Origin of the sequence: Alteromonas sp. Mac1 (assembly GCF_001562125.1) — a bacterium.
Taxonomy (GTDB): Bacteria; Pseudomonadota; Gammaproteobacteria; order Enterobacterales; family Alteromonadaceae; genus Alteromonas; species Alteromonas stellipolaris.
The window spans coordinates 2,507,140-2,528,940 of the sequence record NZ_CP013932.1 but is presented as its reverse complement, the minus strand read 5'-3'; the positions used below and the strand labels follow the sequence as shown (position 1 = coordinate 2,528,940).

15 protein-coding genes are annotated in these 21,801 nt (G+C 44.0%); 10 read left to right on the top strand and 5 right to left on the bottom strand.

The window, feature by feature from the left end:
* Window positions 1-63: 63 nt before the first annotated feature.
* Window positions 64-1,257 (bottom strand): MFS transporter, encoded by a 1,194-nt coding sequence (locus AV939_RS10790; protein WP_057791571.1) that lies wholly within the window; start codon window positions 1,255-1,257, stop codon window positions 64-66.
* Window positions 1,258-1,488: 231 nt separating this feature from the next.
* Window positions 1,489-2,592 carry an NADH:flavin oxidoreductase gene (locus tag AV939_RS10785; RefSeq protein WP_057791574.1) on the bottom strand — a complete coding sequence of 368 codons (1,104 nt, stop codon included), beginning with the start codon at window positions 2,590-2,592 and terminating at the stop codon, window positions 1,489-1,491.
* Window positions 2,593-2,992: 400 nt separating this feature from the next.
* Between AV939_RS10785 and AV939_RS10780 the strand changes: the two genes are divergently transcribed.
* From AV939_RS10780 to AV939_RS10770, 3 genes are read left to right on the top strand one after another with little or no spacing between them, the layout of a single operon-like run.
* The gene (locus AV939_RS10780) at window positions 2,993-3,640 is read left to right on the top strand and encodes an energy transducer TonB (protein WP_057791576.1); all 648 of its coding nucleotides are present in this window, start codon (window positions 2,993-2,995) and stop codon (window positions 3,638-3,640) included.
* Window positions 3,641-3,695: 55 nt separating this feature from the next.
* On the top strand, window positions 3,696-4,262 hold the full coding sequence (locus tag AV939_RS10775) for a sigma-70 family RNA polymerase sigma factor (protein ID WP_057791578.1): 567 nt from the start codon (window positions 3,696-3,698) through the stop codon (window positions 4,260-4,262).
* Window positions 4,259-4,873 carry a hypothetical protein gene (locus AV939_RS10770; protein ID WP_057791580.1) on the top strand — a complete coding sequence of 205 codons (615 nt, stop codon included), beginning with the start codon at window positions 4,259-4,261 and terminating at the stop codon, window positions 4,871-4,873. The genes AV939_RS10775 and AV939_RS10770 overlap by 4 nt, the downstream gene beginning before the upstream one ends.
* 176 nt (window positions 4,874-5,049) lie before the next feature.
* Here AV939_RS10770 and cdd read toward each other — a convergent pair whose 3' ends face one another.
* On the bottom strand, window positions 5,050-5,457 hold the full coding sequence (cdd, locus tag AV939_RS10765) for a cytidine deaminase (RefSeq protein ID WP_057791582.1): 408 nt from the start codon (window positions 5,455-5,457) through the stop codon (window positions 5,050-5,052).
* A 129-nt stretch (window positions 5,458-5,586) separates the two neighbouring features.
* On the opposite strand from cdd, the gene nlpI reads away from it, so the two are divergent.
* Both nlpI and AV939_RS10755 read left to right on the top strand, forming a co-directional pair.
* Window positions 5,587-6,480 carry a lipoprotein NlpI gene (gene nlpI / locus AV939_RS10760; RefSeq protein WP_057791584.1) on the top strand — a complete coding sequence of 298 codons (894 nt, stop codon included), beginning with the start codon at window positions 5,587-5,589 and terminating at the stop codon, window positions 6,478-6,480.
* Window positions 6,481-6,493: 13 nt separating this feature from the next.
* The gene (locus tag AV939_RS10755; RefSeq protein WP_197427672.1) at window positions 6,494-8,263 is read left to right on the top strand and encodes a tetratricopeptide repeat protein; all 1,770 of its coding nucleotides are present in this window, start codon (window positions 6,494-6,496) and stop codon (window positions 8,261-8,263) included.
* A 4-nt stretch (window positions 8,264-8,267) separates the two neighbouring features.
* Here the strand turns inward: AV939_RS10755 and cysZ are convergent, their stop codons facing one another.
* Complete coding sequence (gene cysZ, locus AV939_RS10750; protein ID WP_167542098.1) at window positions 8,268-9,017, bottom strand: sulfate transporter CysZ; 750 nt, start codon at window positions 9,015-9,017, stop codon at window positions 8,268-8,270.
* 257 nt (window positions 9,018-9,274) lie between these two features.
* Between cysZ and smc the strand changes: the two genes are divergently transcribed.
* The 3 genes from smc (at window position 9,275) to ligA (ending at window position 16,597) form a co-directional block, all read left to right on the top strand.
* Window positions 9,275-12,742 (top strand): chromosome segregation protein SMC, encoded by a 3,468-nt coding sequence (gene smc / locus AV939_RS10745; protein ID WP_057791586.1) that lies wholly within the window; start codon window positions 9,275-9,277, stop codon window positions 12,740-12,742.
* A 19-nt stretch (window positions 12,743-12,761) separates the two neighbouring features.
* Entirely contained in the window at window positions 12,762-14,372 is a 1,611-nt protein-coding gene (gene zipA, locus AV939_RS10740; RefSeq protein WP_057791588.1) for a cell division protein ZipA, read from the top strand.
* Window positions 14,373-14,563: 191 nt separating this feature from the next.
* The gene (ligA, locus tag AV939_RS10735) at window positions 14,564-16,597 is read left to right on the top strand and encodes an NAD-dependent DNA ligase LigA (protein WP_057791590.1); all 2,034 of its coding nucleotides are present in this window, start codon (window positions 14,564-14,566) and stop codon (window positions 16,595-16,597) included.
* 177 nt (window positions 16,598-16,774) lie between these two features.
* On the opposite strand, the gene AV939_RS10730 is transcribed toward ligA, so the two are convergent.
* Window positions 16,775-17,311, bottom strand: coding sequence for a DUF2062 domain-containing protein (locus AV939_RS10730; protein WP_057791593.1), 537 nt, complete (start codon window positions 17,309-17,311; stop codon window positions 16,775-16,777).
* Between the two features lie 69 nt (window positions 17,312-17,380).
* Between AV939_RS10730 and AV939_RS10725 the strand changes: the two genes are divergently transcribed.
* Together AV939_RS10725 and msbA are read left to right on the top strand one after the other, a co-directional pair.
* Window positions 17,381-19,984: a DNA internalization-related competence protein ComEC/Rec2 gene (locus AV939_RS10725; RefSeq protein WP_057791595.1), complete on the top strand. Its 2,604-nt coding sequence runs from the start codon at window positions 17,381-17,383 to the stop codon at window positions 19,982-19,984.
* A gap of 71 nt (window positions 19,985-20,055) precedes the next feature.
* Window positions 20,056-21,801, top strand: a complete 1,746-nt coding sequence (msbA, locus tag AV939_RS10720; RefSeq protein ID WP_057791597.1) for a lipid A export permease/ATP-binding protein MsbA — start codon at window positions 20,056-20,058, stop codon at window positions 21,799-21,801.

Genomic DNA, 21,801 nt, shown 5'->3' with positions numbered 1-21,801 from the left:
AATGGCTTAAGAAGAAAGTAACCAGTAAAAAGTAGCGAGCCCACTTAACTCTAAAGCCTAATTTTAATGGCGTGTTTTAAATTTTAGCGTGAAGAAGAACACTAACAAATAACAGCTGAACGAGAACCAGTAGGGCAATGAGGCATCTATAGCGTAAAGGTACGAGCCTAAAAGTGGACCTACCGCAAACCCCAAAGGTGGGCAAGCGCCAGCGATGCCAGCTACCGCACCTTGTTCATCTGATGATACCGCTACCGATACACCAGCCATAAAGCCTGGGCCCGCTATTCCTAATCCCAAACCCAATACGCACATGGCCGACATAAACTGAAATTTAGTGTCGCCCGAGGCTAAAATAGCGAACGCTACCATCATTATGGGCATTGAAAGCCGTAGTAACGTAAAAGGCCGCAGCTTTAATCGAGGAATAAGCAGCATTTGAACCAGCAAGGCTGATGCCGCAGAGATCATCAAACTAAAGCCTACAATTTTAGCGGTGTCGGTACTGTTTAGCGCGAAGGTGTCTTGAAACCGAAAGGCTATGGTTTGCTGAACGATAGCAAAACCCATAAACAACAATACACCTGCAACTATTAAAGGAAATATTCTCGGGTCGGTGTACTTCAGCTTTTTTGGTAATGAAGTATGATTAGGTCTAGGCAATACTGGCAAAGAAAACATGGCTAATACTGCAACAGCTACTGTCACCCCCACAGAAAAATAAAGTGGCGTAAGTAAACTTATACTGGCCAGTAGCCCGCCAATGGCAGGACCCAAAATTGAGCCAATATTGGTGGCCGCACCTAATGCGCCCATACCTTTTACACGCTCTTCTACTGTGGTGATGTCAGCCATATAAGCGCTTGCTGACGGCGATACGGCAGCCATTACCGTGGCATTACCCACCCGAGTGATGATAAGTAAGGTAAGCGCGGCTAAAGGGGCTAGAAAGCCTAATAGTGCAGCTTGGAATACGCCAGCGAAGACTAAAGTACCCGCAGAATAGCCAAACAATCCAATCAAGAGTACTTTTCGTCTACCCCAACGATCGCTAGCACGCCCCCACAAAGGGCTTATTAAAAATAACGTAAGAGAAGAACAAGAAATAATGGCACCAATTTGCACTTCTATTAGGCCAATTTCTCTACCCAGCGGCGCTAAGATAGCGAACAGAACGGTTTGAGCAAATCCAATGGCAGCTGCGGCTAATAGCAGTGTATTTTTAGCTAACTTATTAGACGGCATTGGTTGTGTCATAGTGAAGATTACTGATTAATTGAACGGTCAATGGTGAAAGTACTATTCTTATGTAGGTGTTAGCCACCGTAAGTATTAGCCATTGCGCGCGTTAGCCATTGTGTCACCAGTTGAGCAATCTCATGGACGTTAATTAGCGCGCTCGCTATCGAGTATTTGTGCAAAAGGTTACATAAGCGCTGATGTCGGCAGCGCTGATGTCGGCGCTTATGTAACTACTCACGTAACTGCTTATGTAAGCGAAGCGAGGGCCTTGCCTGAAAACTCTTCTAGTTCATCAAGTTGATTGTTTTTAATCTTATTAGCCCAGTTTGAATCTTGTAGTAGGGCTCGACCTACAGCCACCAAATCAAACTCGCCTTTTTCTAAACGTTCAATCAAATCATCGATAGCGCGGGTGTTTGAACCTTTACCTGTAAATGCTCCGAAAAAATCATCGTTAAGACCCACTGACCCTACGGTAATGGTTGGCTTGCCGGTAAGTTTTTTAGTCCAGCCAGCTAGGTTTAAATCTTCGCCTTCAAATTCATTTTCCCAATAGCGGCGCTGCGAACAATGGAAAATGTCTACACCTGCATCGCTAAGCGGAGCTAAAAACTCTTCAAGTAATTGCGGTGTTTCAGCCAGACGTGCTGTGTAATCTTGTTGTTTCCATTGTGAATAACGAAGCACAATGGGAAAGTCAGGTGACGTAGCTGCGCGGATAGCTTTAATGATTTCTACCGCAAAGCGACCACGGTTTGCCATGCTGCCCCCCCATTCATCGGTGCGCTCGTTAGTGCCGCTCCAGAAAAACTGGTCAATCAAATAACCATGTGCGCCATGAATTTCAATACCATCAAATCCAATACGTTTAGCGTCTGCCGCAGCAGTTGCGAAAGCGTTGATTACAGATTCAATATGTTGCTGAGTCATTGGCTCTGCGCCTTGCTTACCTGGCTTAAACAAGCCTGAAGGGCCTGCGCTAGGAAGTTCAGGGAACGGCGCTTTTTCAGCAACACGAGCCATTCCTACGTGCCAAAGCTGAGGCATAATTTTTCCGCCAACACTATGCACTGCCTTTACTGTTTCTTCCCAACCGGCAAGTGCTTTGTCACCGTGAAAAACCGGAATACGATGGCTCATATTAGCTACCGGATCGTTTACCGTAGTACCTTCAGTAATGATTAAACCAGTACCCCCTTCAGCGCGGCGGCGATAGTAATCAGCAACATCTGAGGTTGGTACACCTTCAGGAGAGAATTCACGAGTCATCGGTGCCATTACAATTCTGTTGTCTACCGATAGCCCTTTGTGCTTGAAAGGGGTAAATAACGCTTGAGTTTTGGTGGTCATAGGCAGTTGTATTCCATAATAGTGCGCGAAATGTACTTAAAAGCACGATAGGGCTTATAAACGAACATTCAACGCAACAAAATTTATCTGGGAAACCTCAGTAAGCCGCTTTATCGTTTTCGTATCTCTTTACAAAGGCTTTTTACACGAGCCCTTTATACGCGCTCTTGGATAAAAGCTTATTAACACGAACTTTATAATGAGCTCATTGATAAGCGTAATGATCTTAGGTTTCACCAGTTTACGAGATTGAATATAGTATTAGCAGATGAAGAAGAGTCAATTTATCAATTTGAATGGTCATACCAGTGGTTGCGCGCATGCGGTTTCAATTTAAACACAAAAATAATTCACCCCTATTGTCATCTTGTTACGTTATGTAAGAAAACAGGAGAGCAATATGAACGCTTTTACACAACATAATGTATTTCGACCCTTTAGCGTTAAGCCACTTATTTACATAGCGATGAGTATACTTATCACCTTTGGTTTGTTCGTCGTAATGGCTAAGTTAATTGAGAATAATCAGGTTGGCAGCAAAGTTACTGAATATCAGACTGTTGGGCCAGTAGTACTAGCCTTGGATGATCCTGAAGTGATTGTGCGTACGCCTATAAAACCCATGGAGAAGCCTGTAGCACAGCCGCCTATGGAAATACCCAAAGCGGATCCTACGCCCAATGATACCGATACAACGTTTAAGTTTACCCCTCAATTTACAAACAATACGGTAAATATAAATCCCAATTTTCAAAGTGGGAAAAGGGATATGCAAGCTTCTCCGCAATTTCGGGTAGATCCAACCTTTCCCCAAGAGGCGTTGCGAAATGGTACAGAAGGGTGGGTTAAGTTAGGTTTTACTGTAGCGTCTAATGGTACGGTACAAGATATTCATATCATTGGTTCCGAGCCAAAGCGTGTGTTTGACCGTGCAGCCCGTCGAGCCTTGTCTAAATGGAAATATAAACCAAAAATAGAAAATGGTGTGCCAGTGGCTCAGCATGATATGTTTGTTGTATTAGATTTTCGTTTTGAATCCGCACGGTAATAATACGTTTTAATTAGTTTTGTTTGTTCTTAAAGGTAATTAAGGGAGTACGCGTATGAGTTATGCCAGAGCAGGGCTGCTGATATCAGTAAAAGATTGGTTTAGTGCTCCCTTAAGCGATGAAAGCTTAATGGAACAATATGCGCGTACCGGGGAACCCAAAGTCTTGTCTCGTTTATACGACCAACATAGCAATGCACTGTATTACTATCTGTTGGTGTTGAGTAACGCCGATATGGCAGCCGATATAACCCAAAGAACTTGGCTAAAGGTAATAGAAAAAAAGCACTTGTATCGCCATGAAGGAAAATTCTTGGGCTGGCTTTTTACCCTTGGACGCAACGCCCTGTTAGACGAACTTAGAAAACAACATCAACAAAATAGCCATTGTAATCAAGTTGAAAACTTGGTGTCAGATAGCGCCGTATTAGATGATATCCCAGACTTTCACCAACTATTAAAGCGGTTACCTTTCGAGCAAAAAGAAGCGTTCTCCTTGCAGCAAGAAGGGTTCAGCGTGCATGAGATAAGCACAATTTGTTGTGTCCCTCATGAGACAGTTAAAACACGTCTTCGTTATGCAAGGGAAAAGCTTAGAAAAGCATTGGAGTCACAATCATGAACGACGAAAATGAACAGTTCCGTCAGGCATATCAGCACAGTAAGCGTCAACGTAAGGTGCCAAGCCGTATTAAACGTAATGTGATAAGTAATGCCAAGCACCATGAAAATTCACGTACTGCAAAAGGGGTACGCTTTTGGCAACTCTTACGGGGTTGGCATAAAGACTGGTTTGCATTTGGCGCGGCCGCATTTGTGTTGGTGGTGTTGGTTGGCATTTACGACTTTAAAAGCCAGGTAAGTAATACAGCAAATATTGACATTATAGATGTTGCACTTGAAGTACACGGTTTTAGTGATGAAATAGCTGATGTTAATATTAACGATTACAGCAAGAAATATAAGGCTTACAGCAGAGCTTACGAACAACAGGCAGCCACATTGAACACCGTAAGAACAAGCGTAGCAACACTTACGAACATAGATAATCAATGGACGTTAGTCGACTGCTCGTCAAAGCAAATCACCCTTTCTGATAATCTAGTAGCGAGTATGAGGGAGCATCAGCGTATCGCCACGGGCATAGAAATTGGCGATCAAGTCGCATTAGCGTTTAATCAAAACGGATTGATCTTGAACATTACTCGTTCTGGGGCGCCGAGAATGTGCTGATAAGACGTATGAATTAAGAGTGCGCGCTAATTGAGTGTAAAATAGGCAATGCATAACATAGAAAGATGAGGGCTGGAAACGTAGCATTAAAACAGGTGAAAAACGCAAGCCTTACGCGGTGTTATGACTAAAAATAACCGCGTAAGACACTATGTTTGAACGTAGCTATTTACCTATTACTTGCCTAAGTCATGCGCCCTAAAAGCATTGGGCAGTAATTCACCAATGGTGGTTTCGTGGGTTTCACCAGATTTGGTAACCATCACCACAGGGGTGTCATCCGGTGCAAACTCTGCAATTTTTTGTCGACAGCCTCCGCAAGGAAAGCAAAACTCGTCGTTCTGACTCGCCACCACAATAGAATGAATGCGCTTGTGGCCGTGACTAACCATATTTCCAATGGCGCTGGCTTCAGCACATTGACTTAGCGGGTAAGCGGCACTTTCTACGTTGCAGCCTGCAAAAATATCACCTGACTCAGTAAGTACAGCAGCACCTACTTTGAAATTAGAATAAGGTGAGTGCGAGTGTTGTTGAACTTCTTGTGCTTGTTCTATTAGTTTTTTTATCTTTTTATTATCCATAACTACCTACATTCTCCCGACTTATAACTTTACTTTTTACACTAAATGCGAGAAGGTTGGCGGCATATAAAGCCGCTTACGCATCTGTAACGCGGGATGTTTTTTCTTACTTAAGAATGCTTTTTTACCATGCGTCGAAACGTTAGTCTCATCTTTTTTTTCATATCTGTTGGTATTTTAGGCGGTTGTGCACAAACTCCAGAAGTTTCTCGCCAACCACAAATGGGTAATTTACTGTTAGCAGAGCCTGCGCCAGTTAATCCTCGCTCTGAAATGGCTATTGCCCGTTACAATCAAATTTTGGGTAGCAGTGCCTTGTCTGACGAAGACAAAGCAGAGCTTCACCTACAGCGCGGAATGCTATATGACAGCGTTGGGTTAGGTGGGCTAGCGCAGTTTGACTACAGTCAGGCCATTAATCTTAAGCCCGATTTTGCAGAAGCCTATAATTCAATGGGTATTCACTACATTCAGCAAAGCGACTTTATTCAAGCCTACGATTCCTTCGATTCTACGCTAGAAATTAACCCTGAATACGATTTCGCTTTTTTAAATCGCGGCATTGCCTTGTATTACGGCGGTAGAGCCGAACTGGCTGTCGAAGATTTAGGCTTGTTTTTGCAAAAAGATAATTCTGACCCGTTTCGGGCGTTGTGGGCGTATTTTGCCCATTATGATTTGTCGCCAGAAGAAGGTCAGGCTTATTTAGCGGCTATTCGCCCAGAATTAAATAACGAACATTGGGCGACGACACTAACCGATCTATTTTTAGGCGTGGTGGATGAAAACGCAGTGCTTAATTCGCTACTTGACGGTGTAAAGAGTCAAAAAGCGTTAACCGACAGGTTATGTGAAGCCTACTTTTATTTAGGGAAGTACCATAGCCAAGACGGTAACAATGGTATAGCTTCTAACTACTTTAAGTTGGCGCTAAGCACCAACGTCTTCGATTATGTTGAGCATCGTTACGCTCGCATGGAGCTTAACCGCCTTCGTCAAAGTTCGTCAGACGCTGAAGAGTAACAGCGCCTAAATAATGCGTGGATTAACACTAGCGATAATAGCGTTGTTGCTGATAGCCGGCGACAGCGGCCGTTACACACAGCAGTTAGTGCGTAATGCTACTTCGGCAATACACGCTTACGACAAGCAATTTCTTGCAGCCGAATCTCTCTCAACTGAGCCTGATTTACCCGAGTCATTCACTCCCGAACAAACTGTTTCTGATTCAACTGGCTCTGATGCGGCTGACTCTGATACAGCTAGCGCTGATTTAACGTCTAGTGCGTCTGCGAATAAACCATCTCCATTAAATGACGCCCAACCATTAAAGCAAAGCGTTTACGCGCTGCTTTGGCTTGCGGCGCAAAATCATGATCAATCTGCTACAAGTCAAGGCAACGATAGTGCCAGCGAAGAAGCGCAAAGCCTTCTTATTACGCTAGCAAGTAAAAACAACGCCCAATATTGGCTTGAGCAGCTAGCCTCAATTAATAACGCTGACGCAGCATGGGCTCTGTACCAGCTACTTGGTGAAGAGGCCGCTTCCGACCGGCTCGTTCGCTTAGCTGCTCTTGGTAACGTTGCTGAAGCCCAGCTGGCTTTCGCCATGGCCACTGAAAACTCTGAAAAACGAGAGAAATGGTTAATAAGAGCGGCTGAACAAGGTTATATGCCAGCACAAGCGGCACTCGCCGATTGGTATCTATTACACGCTCAACCAGGATTGGCCAAGCCTTGGCTTCAAAAAACAGCAATGCAAGATATGCAAAGTGCATTTAAGTATGGCAGGTTGCTGTGGGATGAAAACAATCGTGAAGAAGCAAAGGGGTTTATTCAGCGTGCGGCCAAAGAAGGTCACAAACTAGCGCAGCAAATGGCGTCTGTTATCAAGCGATACAGCCCAACAACGCCTTCTAACGTGCCTCAATATGCATGGCAATCAAATACAATGTGCCATCAACGAATACAACTTGTGGCCACGTCTTTAGCGACGATTGCTCGTGCGGATAAGTTATACAAAGACTATAAGAATGATGAGCGGCTAAGCGAACTTCCACTATGTATTGCGCCGCCTATATGGCTTGAAAATAACGTGCTTGACTGTAACGCTAATTTTCAAGGGCAAGGTAATCTTGCCTGTAACGTGAAGCCGCTCGCTCCCATTGTAAAAGCGCGGGATATTACCCACGCCATCGTGGTATCAGAGCAGGGTAAAGCCAATGTTCAAAATGGGGTGATGTACTTAGATATAAGTGATGCTTACTCAGTGATGGTGCACGAGCTGGCGCACTTCTCGGGCTTTATTGACGAATATGCGTTGTCACGCAATGCTGCGAGGCGTTACTGCTCCAAAGAAGGGTTGAACACGTTTGCTCCGCCTAATCTAACTATGGACGGTGCCATTGCTTATCATCCTCAAAACACGGTAAATCGATGGGAAACAAAAGCCAAAGAAGAGTTTTTACCTTTACGGGTAGGTACGGCTAAAACCTGTGGTGCAATAAACGTAACCAGCTACAAGCCTAGCCGCGTGATCACGTTTATGGAGCACCATGATAGTGGTGTAATTCCTGATTTGTATTTATCGTTGTGGCAAGAGCAATTAGCGAACCCAGCGGCGCAGCGCCCTATTTCAATGAACTTGTTCCAAGCATTTCATAAAAACGGACAGCCACAAGAAGCAGGGCAATGGCTTGCAGCCTACGAAAGCCACAAAGCCAGTGGTGAAATTAATGCGAGTGAGGCACCTGCAGATGCTGCTACCTCTACAAATTCAGACAGTAATACCGATACTGAAGAGTAGGGGGCTACATTCGGTTTCTTAATGCCTCATCACGTAATTCACTTACCCACATCGATGTAGCGCCACAAATTGCGACTGGCATAACAATAAAATTCACCACCGGAATAAGTGAAAAGATATTCACCATCACGCCAAAGGACATCGATTTACCTTTATGTTGTGATAAGTGATTTTGCATGCGCTTAAAGTCAATCTTGTGATTATCGTAAGGGTAATCGCAATATTGAATGGCCATCATCCAAGCAGAAAACAAGAACCATAGAATTTGCCCGAACACAGGCACAAATATAAACAGTATTAAGAAGCCTATAGCACGAGGGATATACCAAAACAGCTTGGTAAATTCTCGACCTAAGGTGCGAGGAATGTCTTTCACCAGGTCGAGTAATCCATCATCGCCCATGGCTTGCCCTGTTAGGTGCCGCTCGACTTTTTCCGATAATACGCCGTTAAAAGGCGCAGCAATCCAGTTTGCGAGTGTGCCGAATATAAGGGCAAATATAAGCAGTACACTTAATACTGCTAATGGCCATAAAAAGAAGTTTACCGCGGTTTTAATCCAGCCCAGCCACTCTGGCACTAGGTTAATAACATAACTTATGCCGTACTCAATTTGGCCAAATAGAAAATAGAATGCGGCGGAAAAAAGCAGAATATTGATAGCTAAAGGAACAAAAACAAAACGTTTTAGGCCCTTAGTTTTGATTAATGAAAACCCTTCAAAAAAATAATGTATACCACTTCGCGAACTCATCATTACTCCATTGCTCGGTTTTACTAAGACGGTATTACTGAAACACAGTGAGTTTCACATTATACGTAACACCCTAACGCAAACGAAATGGTAATTGTTACAAGCTGTTAGATTTGGTAAAATCCAAGCATAATAAAAACCAAAAAAATGTGCTTCCTAATGCACTTAGCCAATACGCTAAATATTTCTTTTATAACGTTTAACCCTTATCAACGGGGCGTCTCTTGTTACGTAGCTATAATGCGTAAGGTAGTGCTGTGCGCTTAAAAAAGATCAAGTTAGCGGGCTTTAAGTCCTTTGTAGACCCAACCACCATTCCTTTTCCCAGTGAAATGACCGCAGTTGTTGGCCCAAATGGGTGCGGAAAGTCGAATGTAATCGATGCTGTACGCTGGGTGTTAGGAGAAAGTTCTGCTAAGAATTTACGTGGCGATGCCATGACAGACGTTATTTTTAACGGCTCTAGTGCACGTAAACCTGTTGGGCAGTGCAGTGTTGAGTTGTTTTTTGATAACAGTGCAGGGCGAATTGGTGGTGAATATGCTACCTACAGTGAGTTATCGGTAAGACGATTAGTCACCCGCGATGCCCAATCTACTTACTTTCTAAATGGCACTAAGTGTCGTCGTCGTGATGTAACCGATCTGTTTTTAGGCACAGGGTTAGGGCCTCGCTCTTACGCTATTATTGAGCAAGGCATGATTTCTCGGCTAATTGAATCTAAGCCGCAAGAGCTGCGTGTTTTCATTGAAGAAGCGGCCGGTATTTCTAAATACAAAGAAAGAAGGCGAGAAACCGAAAACCGTATACGCCATACTCAAGATAACCTAGAACGGTTAAATGATGTGCGTGATGAGCTTGGCCAACAACTTGAAAAGCTTCAGCGCCAAGCCGCAGCGGCTAATCGCTATAAAGCGTTGCGTGAAAAAGTGCGGGAACTCAAAGGGCAGTTAGCGGGTATCCGCTTTTTGAAAAATAACGAACAAACTGAAAATTTGCAGCATGCACTACAAGGTCATCAGCAAGCACTTGATGCATTAGTGTCTCGACAACATGGTGACGAAGCGGGCATGCTCATCTACAAAGAGCAACTTGCGCAAAATAAACAAGCCGCCGATGACGTACAGCAGCAGTTATTTACCACCAGTAACGCCATTACCCGCATTGAACAAAACGAATTACATAGCCAGCAGCGCAAACAGCAAATTGAAGCGGAACTAGCCACGTTAACCGAGCAAACTAACTTGTTGGTTACGGGGTTAGATGAAGCTAACCAAGCGTTAGCTACATCTAAAGCAGGTTTAGATGCTCTGTTACCCCAGCAAGAATTAAATGATGAAGCCTTGGCGCAAGCCAAAGACATGTTTGAAAATGCCGAGCAAGAACGCCGTGATTTTAGTGCGCAAAGCCGTGAGCACGAACAAATCTATCATCGCTTAAAACAAGAAGTACAAACTTGCCACAGTCAAATTCAGTCGACAATGAATATGCAACTTCGTACTACGCAGCGTATGAGTGAACTGAATGATGAGCTTAGTCAGCTTGATACCGATGATGTTAGCGAACGTATTGCGATATTGACGGCGCAAATTGATGAAGCCGAAGTTCAGGTAAGCGAGGCGTTTGAACAGTACAACGATACCAAGGAAGCCCTTGTAAGCAGTCAACAATCCTTAGCACAAGCCGAATCAATGCATAGACAGCTAGATGGCGAACGACAATCGTTGCAATCTACCATTGCAGCACTCTCTGCACTGCAAGATGATGCTGCTACCAGCAATACAGACGTTCATAGCGACTTACAATTGTTGTGGCAGCACTTAACCGTTCCAGAACATTTGAATGACTGTGTGGAAACCGTATTGCGCTATTGGCAGCAACCTTATATTGCCGGTTCCCTTGAAGTAAACGAATTAGTTAATCAGATAACGTTTTTGCCCATGGGCGGGCGAGTGTTTGCGCAATCAGCTTTCACTGATGTAAAGCAACCCAACACTCTGGCCGCCGCCTTGCCAAATGAACGGGTACCAGAAGCGTTTAATCATATCTTATTATGTGAAACCAATGCTGATGCTCTGCGTAGTGTTGATACCCTTGCAGAAGGAAAAACCGTACTTTCTCAAGAAGGGCTTTGGTGTGCCAAAGATTGGGTAGTGCGGGGCGGTGAGGTTGAGAACAGTGTGTTGCATAGAGCATCAAAACTGGCTGAATTAAGTAAAAATCTTAACCGCATTGAAAGCGATATAACATTAGCTCAAGCAAAAGTGGAAAAAGCTAACACGCTGGTTATTCGTAATACCGAGCTAAGTGATAATGCCAAACTTACTCATGAAAACCTTAAAAACACCCTAGTTCAACATACTAATGCCATGTCTGTTTTGGTGATGCAAAACGAACAATTAGCGGCGCGAAATGCAAAACTTAAAGACGAATTAAGCAAGCAAAATGTCATGTTAGGTAAAGAAGAAGCGCAGCTTGTAACATTGTCTGGTCAACTTGAAATTCATGAAGCACAGCTCGCAGAATACGAAGAGCGCGTTCGCGAGGCACAAAACAACCGAGAACAATTTGATAATAAGGTGGCACAACTTCGCAGTAAGGTCGAGTCGTTAACGCATCAGGCTCATGAGATGGCATTAAAAGTACAGCAATTGGAAAGTCATCAGAATTTATATACGCAACAGGTAACGCGTAACCAGCAGCAGCTAACCGATTATCAATTCAGACGAGATACACTAAGCAAAGAGCTTAACGACTTGTCGGCGCCACAAGCGGTTCAAAAAGTTCAACTACAAGAATTGCTTACCCAAAAAAATGAACTTGAAAATAAGCGTTCTGAGTACCAATCTAAGCAGGATGACATAGAGCAATTACTGCGTGAGTCAGAAAAAGGTCAACAGGCGTTGGCTAAAGATATTCAAGAGCGCACAAGTAATATTGAAAAGCTAAATATCGAGATTGAAGGGTTTAAAGTGCGTGCTTCCGCTATTTTAGAGCAGCTAGAAGACAGCAAACAGTCGCTTAAATCTATTCTTGAAACATTGCCAGACGAGGCTGATGAAACAAAGTGGCAGAGTGAACTTGAAAGCACTCAAGGGAGTTTGTCACGCTTAGGGGCGGTTAACCTAGCCGCGGTAGAAGAATACGAGATTCAATCGGAACGAAAGTTACACCTTGATACTCAATATAATGACTTAACCGATGCGTTAGAAACGTTACAAAGCGCGATACGTAAAATAGATAAAGAAACCCGTACCCGTTTTTCTACCACATTTGAGCAAGTGAACCAAGATTTGAAAGCCCTGTTTCCCAAAGTGTTCGGGGGAGGCTCAGCCTATTTAGCCTTAACCGACGATGACTTACTGGAAACGGGGGTAACCATCATGGCGCGCCCTCCTGGTAAGAAAAATAGTACAATTCACCTTTTAAGCGGTGGAGAAAAAGCGTTAACCGCTTTATCATTGGTATTTGCGATATTTAGGCTTAATCCAGCACCATTTTGTTTGCTGGATGAAGTGGATGCACCATTGGATGATGCTAACGTTGGGCGCTTTTGTAACTTGGTTTCAGAAATGTCGCAAACGGTGCAGTTTATTTATATCACCCACAATAAGATTGCGATGGAAATGGCAACTCATTTAACCGGTGTTACCATGGCAGAACCTGGTGTGTCTAGGATGGTAGCAGTTGATGTTGATGAAGCAATGGCTTTCGCAGAAGCATAACAAAGGGCGACGAAGCTAAATGGAAGATGAATTACGTCTATCACTATTGTTTGCAGGTACCTGCTTTATAATTGCAGTGCTTGCACACGGTATTTGGAAAATTCGCAAAAACACAAAACCGAGCAGTAAACCTCGGGTTGAGCCCCGGCAGTGGGCAGATACTGGCGAAGAAGAAGGTTCGCAATCAGAAGGTTTTGATGAATTAGGTATTGGCCAAGTTCGCGTGGTGAGCTCTGGTAATGCACAAGAAAATTCACAAAACGATTTCGATGCAAGTTATGAGCAAGACCCAAGTGACGCAAGTAGCAATGAACATAGCAATGCCAGTCACACTGGGGCAAATGCCTCTAAAGCAAAAAGCTTCTATGCTAGCGATAACACCGATGATAGCGATCGCAATTTTGAGCGTGATAATGAGCGCGATGTTAGTAATGTATCGGATAAACTGTCGCCTGAATACGAAACCAGTGATCACCTAGCGACATCTGCACAGAAAGAAGCTAATAGTTCAAAAGCGAGCTCTGAAGATTCTGCTGGTGACACAAATGCGCCGAAAGAAAAGGTGGCCGACAAACCTAAGCTTTATGGTTCGGTTGTGTCTAATCCAAAGCCGCATCTACAAAGCAGTTCAGTCCCTGCAAATGAGGGCGATGGTTTTAGTTCTGACTCATTTCCAGAACCTCCAGGTTTTCTATTACGAGAAGGCGACGATGAACCTGCTAGTGAAGTTGAAACTGCCGCTACCAACCAGCCTTCTGTAAGTTATAGCGCTGGCGATACATCAGTGTCTCATGATGAAGGCAATAGCCAATCAGCGCCTGACCACAAATCACCAGAAATAGATGATTTCAGTTTAGATTCACCGGCAACACAATCTGTGTCGGGGAATATCGCAGAGACAGGCCGCAAAGAGACTGAGCATCAGGTAAGTGAAGGTGCTGAAGTTGTTAGTGCCAGCGGCCTAGGTGAACAAGCGAAACGCTTTATGAAAGGAAAGCGCAGCAAACCTATTTCTCGCAAGCGCCAAGAGCCTAAATTTGGCGATGATCAAATGCGTATCGATTTCGATGATAGTGCAGCCAGTACCGCCAATGCAGGAAGTGCAGAAAGTGAGAGTACAGTCAGCCAAGAAAACAGTATGCAAAACGCGACGGATTCAAACAGCCGCACTCAAAATCAAGGCGCTTCCGAGCAAATTGAACAAGAAGTACTTGTACTCAATGTGAAAGCCCCCGAGAACGACCCAATAGCTGGTGCGGCCTTATTGCCTATGTTACTTACCCTTGGCTTTAAGTTTGGCGATCAGGATATTTTCCATCGCCATGTGAATTCAAATGGTAAAGGGCCGGTGTTATTTAGCTTGGCCAATATGTTTAAGCCTGGAATTTTCGATATTGATAACCTTGAAACCTTCAACACACACGGTGTTTCTTTGTTTATGATCCTGCCCATTGAAGGCGACCCCCATCAAGTGTTTAACATGATGCACAACGCCGCACGTAAGCTGGCAGACGAATTTGGTGGTCAAGTGCTAGATGGTCGTCGTAGTGTTCTGACCAAACAAGGTTTACAGCAATATATGGAAAAGATACGTGAATTTGAGCGCAAACGTATGATTACCCGGCAGTAGTCATTTTCTATAAATATCAAAGAGGGCCTGACTTTTTAGCGGCCCTTTTTTGTTATCTCATGCTACCATTAGGGCAATTATTTGTAGTTAAGTACATCCACTCAATTAACATTGAGTGAGGGTACTGCTTCTGTTTTACTTAGCAGAATACAAAAGCCATTTCTTTTAAAAAATTACACGCAAGTATCAACATGTCAGACTCGTTAGAACAAGCTAAAGCCCGCGCCGAATCACTTCGTGGGCAAATAAATGAATACAACTATCAATACTATGTGCTCGATGCCCCAACGGTGCCCGATGCACAATATGATAGAGATATGCAGGAACTCATTAGTATCGAAAAGCAGTTCCCTGAATTGCAGAGTGTGAGTTCACCCAGTCAGAAAGTGGGTGGCTCTGCGCTTTCTGCCTTCGAGCAGGTTACGCATGAAGTGCCTATGTTGTCTCTAGATAACGCGTTTGATGATGTGTCGCTATTGGCGTTTGAAAAACGTATTTACGATCGCCTGAAAGATAATAAAGCGCTTAGCTTTAGCTGTGAACCAAAGCTTGATGGGTTAGCCGTTAGTATTCTTTATGAAAATGGCGAAATGGTGCGTGCAGCTACGCGAGGGGATGGTCAAGTTGGCGAGAATATTACTACCAATGTTCGCACCATCGCTAACGTTCCTCTAAAATTACGTGGCGAAAACTACCCATCCCGATTGGAAGTTCGCGGCGAAGTATTTATGCCTAAGAAGGGCTTTGAAGCGCTTAATGACTATCAGCGTGCTAACGACGGAAAAGTGTTCGCTAATCCACGTAATGCTGCCGCTGGCAGCCTTAGGCAGCTTGATTCAAAAGTAACAGCGAAACGTCCATTAATGTTTTACGCCTATTCTTTGGGTGTGGTTACGCCTGAAGATTTCGAGCTGCCACGTTATCATAGTGCGCGATTAGCGCAATTAGGTGACTGGGGCATACCCTTATGCCCTGATATTGACACTGCTGAAGGCGGCAAAGGCTGCTTAGAATACTACCAGCGCATATTAACCCTTCGTGACGACTTGCCTTACGACATCGATGGCGTAGTGTTTAAAGTTGATGATATTAGCGTACAGCAAACATTAGGTTTTGTAGCACGGGCGCCACGCTGGGCAATTGCGCAGAAGTTTCCTGCTCAAGAAGAAATTACCAAACTGTTAGATGTTGAGTTTCAAGTAGGGCGTACCGGTGCGATTACCCCTGTAGCGCGATTAGAGCCCGTATTTGTGGGTGGTGTTACGGTATCAAACGCCACATTACATAACCAAGATGAAATAGACCGCTTAGGGGTGAAAGTAGGCGACTACGTAATCATTCGCCGAGCGGGTGATGTTATTCCTCAAGTGGTGTCTGTTGTACAAGCCAAAAGAGATGACAATGTTAAAGACATTGTCTTTCCCACAGATTGTCCAGTATGTGGTTCTAATGTAGAAAAACTAGAAGACGAAGCCGTTGCTCGCTGTACCGGCGGCCTTATTTGTGCGGCGCAGCGCAAGCAAGCGTTGAAGCATTTTGCTTCTCGTAAAGCATTTGATATCGACGGGTTAGGCGATAAGTTGGTAGATCAACTCGTTGATGCCGATTTAGTGCATAGCCCAGCAGATTTCTTCAATCTTAAATTGGGCGATGTTGTTGGTCTTGAGCGTATGGCTGAAAAGTCTGCTGCCAAGTTGTTGCTGTCTCTTGAGGCATCGAAAGCTACCACGTTAGCTAAGTTTTTATATGCGTTAGGGATTAGAGAAGTAGGTGAAGCCACGGCGGCAAATCTTGCGATGCATTTTGAAACCCTAGAGGCTATTCGTAGCGCAAGCGAAGATGAACTCATTGAAGTGCAAGATGTTGGCGCAATTGTAGCGGCGCATTTGCATAACTTCTTTAATGAGCCACATAACACCGATGTTATCGACGCATTACTTGAGGCGGGTATTCATTGGCCTGCAATTGAGAAAAAGCCACAAAGTGCGCTTCCTCTAGATGGACAAACCTGCGTAGTAACAGGAATATTAAGCGAAATGGGTCGCTCTGATGTTAAAGCGAAACTACAATTGTTGGGTGCTAAAGTGGCAGGCTCGGTATCGAAGAATACCTCCTTTTTAGTCGCGGGTGAAAAAGCGGGATCGAAGCTGACCAAAGCACAAGAGCTAGATGTTGAAGTGTGGGATGAAGCGACGTTGCTCGCCTTTTTAGCAGAGCATGACTAGCACTTTATAATTAACAGCATGCTTATCATTGGAACGTAAAAAGGCGCTTAATAAAGCGCCTTTTTCGTTTCTGCGTGGGTATTTTTGGGGTAGCTATGTATTCAGAAAATGTACGGTAGGCTATCTACCCGCCAATACTTTGCCTCTACTCTTCTGTTTAGAAACAGGGACAGCGCGTTACTGTGCTTGTACCTTGGCTTTTGCACGCGCCAATCTTCTGCGTTCCCACGCCTTTTTGACCTGAAAACGCCAAATCCAGTTCAGGGTGAAGTAACCCACAGCACTGGCGATGATGGAACAAATGGCGCAGCCAACCAAGAATGCGGGGCCAATGGTACTGATGCTTTCTACCACCCATTGCCAACTGAATTGGAATTCAAAGTGCTCAGGTTTGGTCCCAAGTACAGTAGAACCAATTTTATAAGCAGCATAAAATATGGGCGGTATGGTGAAGGGGTTGGTAACCCAAACTGTGGCTACCGATAACGGTAAATTCGCACGAAAAGGAATGGCGACACCCGCAGAAAGCCACATTTGAAAGGGTACAGGCCAAAATGCAAAAAACAGCCCTATACAAAATCCGCCTGCCGCTGAACGTCTGTTTAAATGCCATAAATTAGGTTCGTGCAAAACGCTGCCGAATACGCGCAGAATTTTGTTGTTCTTTACAGCCTGCGGTTCAGGCAGGAAGCGTCTAATAAATTTCTTAGGCATAACACTCGTTCGTTAACTATCAACATATGGGCTACATTCAGCCAGCTATATTTATTGCTACGTAAAACAATGGTAAATCGTATCACAATTTGGTGTGGCAGTTTTTGTGTTAGCGCAACAACCGCTGTTTTATGGCCCGAGTTGCCATCGCTAAACCTAGTGATGACGCTTGCCATAGGTGGTGGTGTACTGCTGTTCCTTTCAAAGTGCAATTTTCACTTTCATACAATAAGCGGTGAGAAACAAACGTCTTGGATAAAGTTTGTGCTTATTGCAGTTAGTGGCGCTTTTATAGGTGCTACATGGTTGGCGAGTTTAGGGTATTGGCACCTATCTTGGCAACTACCACAGAGCAAAATTCAACAAGATGTCACAATAAATGCGGTGGTTGACCATGGAGGCTGTCTAAGTGGTCAAAAAAACGCCGAGCCCAGCCTAAAAAATAGAGAGAATGCATTAAATAGGGAAAATACAGAAAGCACGGCAAACTCAAGTAAATCAAAACCTACTCAAAGCGCAGGGCATGATGAAAGCGAACAGCGATTTATGGCGTACACCGTAAAGGTTAACGCCCTAGATGACTTAGCACTCAGATTCACTCGTAAAATGACATTAAGTCATCGCGTGACCGGTGCCTGTTTACACAACGGTGATGAATTTACAGCTACGGTGAAATTAAAACCGGCCTACGGCACGCTTAACCCAGTAGGCTTTAATCGGCAACAATACCTTGCCAGCCAACAAATTGTGGCCACGGGCTATATAAAACAGCTACATCATGAATCTGTGCTTCATAACCATAGTACTCGTCATAACATGTCAGTTTTTTTATCTACGTTGCCTCTTAATCAAATGCGCTGGTTTCAGGCGTTATTGATTGGTGAACGCAGTCTGTTAACCAAGGAAGACTGGCATACTATTGGACAAACCGGTACCGCGCATATTTTCAGTATATCGGGCATGCATTTATCGATAATCGCCATGACAGCATTTTATGGGTGTAGCGCGTTTATTTTTGTTGCTAGCAGCATAGTGAAAGGAAAGTCGGCTTTTATAAACCTAAGGGGTTACGTATTAATAACTTTGGTTAGTAGTGCGGCATTGTATGTCATGCTAAGTGGTATGGCACTGCCTGTCGTAAGGGCGTTTGTTTTATTAGTGGTGGGCATAGGCTTTGCTGCATTCAATAATGTGTTACGGCCATTACATATGGGCGTGTTTATGTTGTTTACCTGTATTGTGTTGTTCCCTTTGTCGTTACTACAAGCCAGTTTTTATTTAAGTATTGGCGCGGTGATAAGTATTTGGCTGCTTAATTGGCGGTTTCGATTTCAAGCAATGCCTTGGTACAAAGCGTTATTTTATATGCAGTTAGGCGTGAGTGTAGTGATGGCGCCTATCACTCTTTTGTGGTTTGGTACGGCTAGCACAATTGGTATTATCGCTAATCTCTTTGTATTGCCGGTTATTACGCTTATTCTTCCTGTTGCACTGCTTGCTTTAATGGCAGGGTTCTATTTTTCTCCAAGCTTAGACTTTACTGTTTGGGTGCTTCTCAAAATAGATACAGTATTGGGCTGGCTTTTAAGCTGCTTAAGCGAAGCGGCATCTTGGGGAATAAGTGCAATACACTTCTATCCCAGCACGGGTTCAATGCTTTGCCTACTTATCGCCATGTTATTTGTGGTTTTGCCCAGGTGGCGCTACAAATGGCCATGTGTGTTATTGCTAATACTGCCAGTTACCTTTTCTCTTATCCCTTCATCACCAGCCCGGTGGTTTGTCAATGTATTTGATGCTGGGCAGGGGACTGCAATAGCGTTAACCAAAGGTGTACATGCCATCATTGTAGATACAGGGCCTATGTATAACGGTGAAGCGCCATTGGCGAGTAAGGTGATACCTGCATTTCTTAAGCGAAATAACAGTGAGCAAGTAGACATGGTTATTCATAGTCATGGCGATACTGATCACGCTGGCGGAAAAGCTGCATTTAAAGCTTGGTTAGACAACGAAGGTATTCAGCCCTCATGGATAAGCCCAATAGACGGGTGTGAGCGAGGCCGGGTAATTAACTGGCAAGGTTTAACCCTTACTTTTCTGTGGCCTGAAAAAGGAAACCTAGAAGACAGTAATGCCATGTCTTGCGTGATAAAAATTGATGATGGACATCACAGTATTTTACTACCTGGTGATATTGAGCGTTCCAGTGAGTACGCCATATTACATGCAGAACAAAAGCAAATGACTAATGGGGATAATGCGGGCATAAGCAGCGCTCAAGATAATAAAAGCCACTTCGAAAAAATGGCAGTGGATGCTGATGTGTTAATTGCGCCTCATCATGGCAGTAAAACCTCATCTACTGATATATGGATTAAACGTGTTTCCCCTGATGTGGTTGTTTATACGCAAGGGTATGAAAACAGGTGGAAATTTCCAAGCCATTCAGTCTTTTCTCGCTACCAACATTATGGCGTTCGCCAATTCACCACCAGTGAATTTGGTTTCATTCGACTTGAGTTCGCAGAAGGTGGCTATATAGTTAGTTCAGAACGAAAAGACGCCCAAAACCGTTGGTATTTGCCACGTTACACGCCAAGGCATCTTATTTCTTCAGAATCTGAAGTGAAGAAAACGGACATTTTCCAAGCAAAGCATAGGGTTGATTAGGGAAATGACTCAAGTACTAGTACAATAGCTAGGGTGAAAGTAATGAATAACGAACAGGTTAAAACACTTTGATGCAACAAACCGATCCGTCGGCCTTCCAGGTTAAACGCTTTTTACGCTATCTGCGTGAATATAAACTCCCTTTCTTCGTTGCCGTTATTGGCATGGTGGGCTACTCCGCGGTAGATACTTTTGTATTTGCACAATTGCAGCCCATGATTGACGAGTCATTAGGGAAAAATGATCATGCTTACCTAAGGTTGGCCGCCTATGCCATAGTCCCTTTGTTTTTGTTACGGGGCTTATTTAACTTTCTTGGTACCTACACACTAACGTGGATTGGTGCGCAGGTTGTCATGCGCATGCGACAACAGTTATTCGATAAATATATCCATTTACCGGTGTCATTTCACGATACGCAAGCGGTGGGCGCGTTAATAAGTAAAGTGACCTACGACACAGAGCAAGTTGCAAATGCTTCCGGTAAAGCCTTGTTAACCTTGGTGCGGGAAGGAGCGCTGGTTATTGGTTTGCTCGCCGTTATGTTTTATTACTCGTGGCAATTATCTATTATCTTCTTGCTGATTGGCCCCTTGGTTGCAGTTATTGTCTCATTCGTGAGTAAACGGTTTAGGGTGGTTAGTCGAAACATTCAGCAAGCCATGGGCAATTTAACCTCTGCGGTAGAGCAGGCGGTAAAAGGCCATAAAGTAGTGATTATGTTTGGTGGGCAAACTATCGAACAAAAACGCTTCGAGCAGAAAAATAATAATAATCGTCAACAAACCATGAAGCTGGCGGTTACCCAAATTCTAAGTGTGTCGTCTATTCAAGTTATTGCCTCTGTTGCGTTAGCCGTAGTGCTCTATATTGCCAGTACCCCTGGCATGGTAGAAAAGCTCTCTGCTGGTGTATTTATTAACGTAGTGTTTTGTATGGTGATGCTATTAAAGCCACTTAAACAGTTAACTACAATTAATAATGAATTTCAAAAAGGCATGACTGCCTGCGTAAGCGTATTTGAAATACTAGACAGAGAAAACGAAGCTGATTCTGGCGACATAAAAGTAGAACGCGCAGTGGGTAAAATTGAATTCGATGATGTGACCTTTACTTATCCAGGCAAGCATTCACCTGCGCTGTCGAACGTTTCGTTTACTGTAGAGCCTGGGCATTCTGTTGCTTTGGTCGGGCGTTCGGGAAGCGGTAAGTCGACTATCTCCTCATTGCTTACCCGATTCTATTCCCCGCAAAGTGGGCAAGTCAGGTTGGATGATAATCCTTTAGACAGTATTGATTTGAAATCACTACGGGCGCAGTTTGCTGTGGTATCGCAAAATGTGACTTTGTTCAACGATTCTATTGCCAATAACATTGCTTATGGTGCGAAAGAAACGGTGACGCAAGCACAAATCGAGCAAGCCTGTAAAATGGCCCATGTCGATGAATTTTTAGGTAATTTACCTGAAGGTATCGATACCGTTATTGGTGAAAATGGCCTTATGCTATCGGGCGGTCAGCGCCAACGTATTGCTATTGCCCGCGCTATTTTAGCCGATGCGCCAATTCTAATTTTAGACGAAGCTACCTCGGCGCTAGATACTGAATCGGAAAGACTCATTCAAGATGCATTAGAAACATTACAAAAACGTTGTACCAGTATTGTAGTAGCACACAGGTTATCGACTATTGAAAATGCTGATACCATCATGGTGGTTGAGCAAGGTCGAATCATTGAAAGTGGTAAGCATCACGAGTTACTTGAGAAAGGTGGGCATTATGCTCAGCTTCACGCACTGCAGTTTGGTGATAACTAA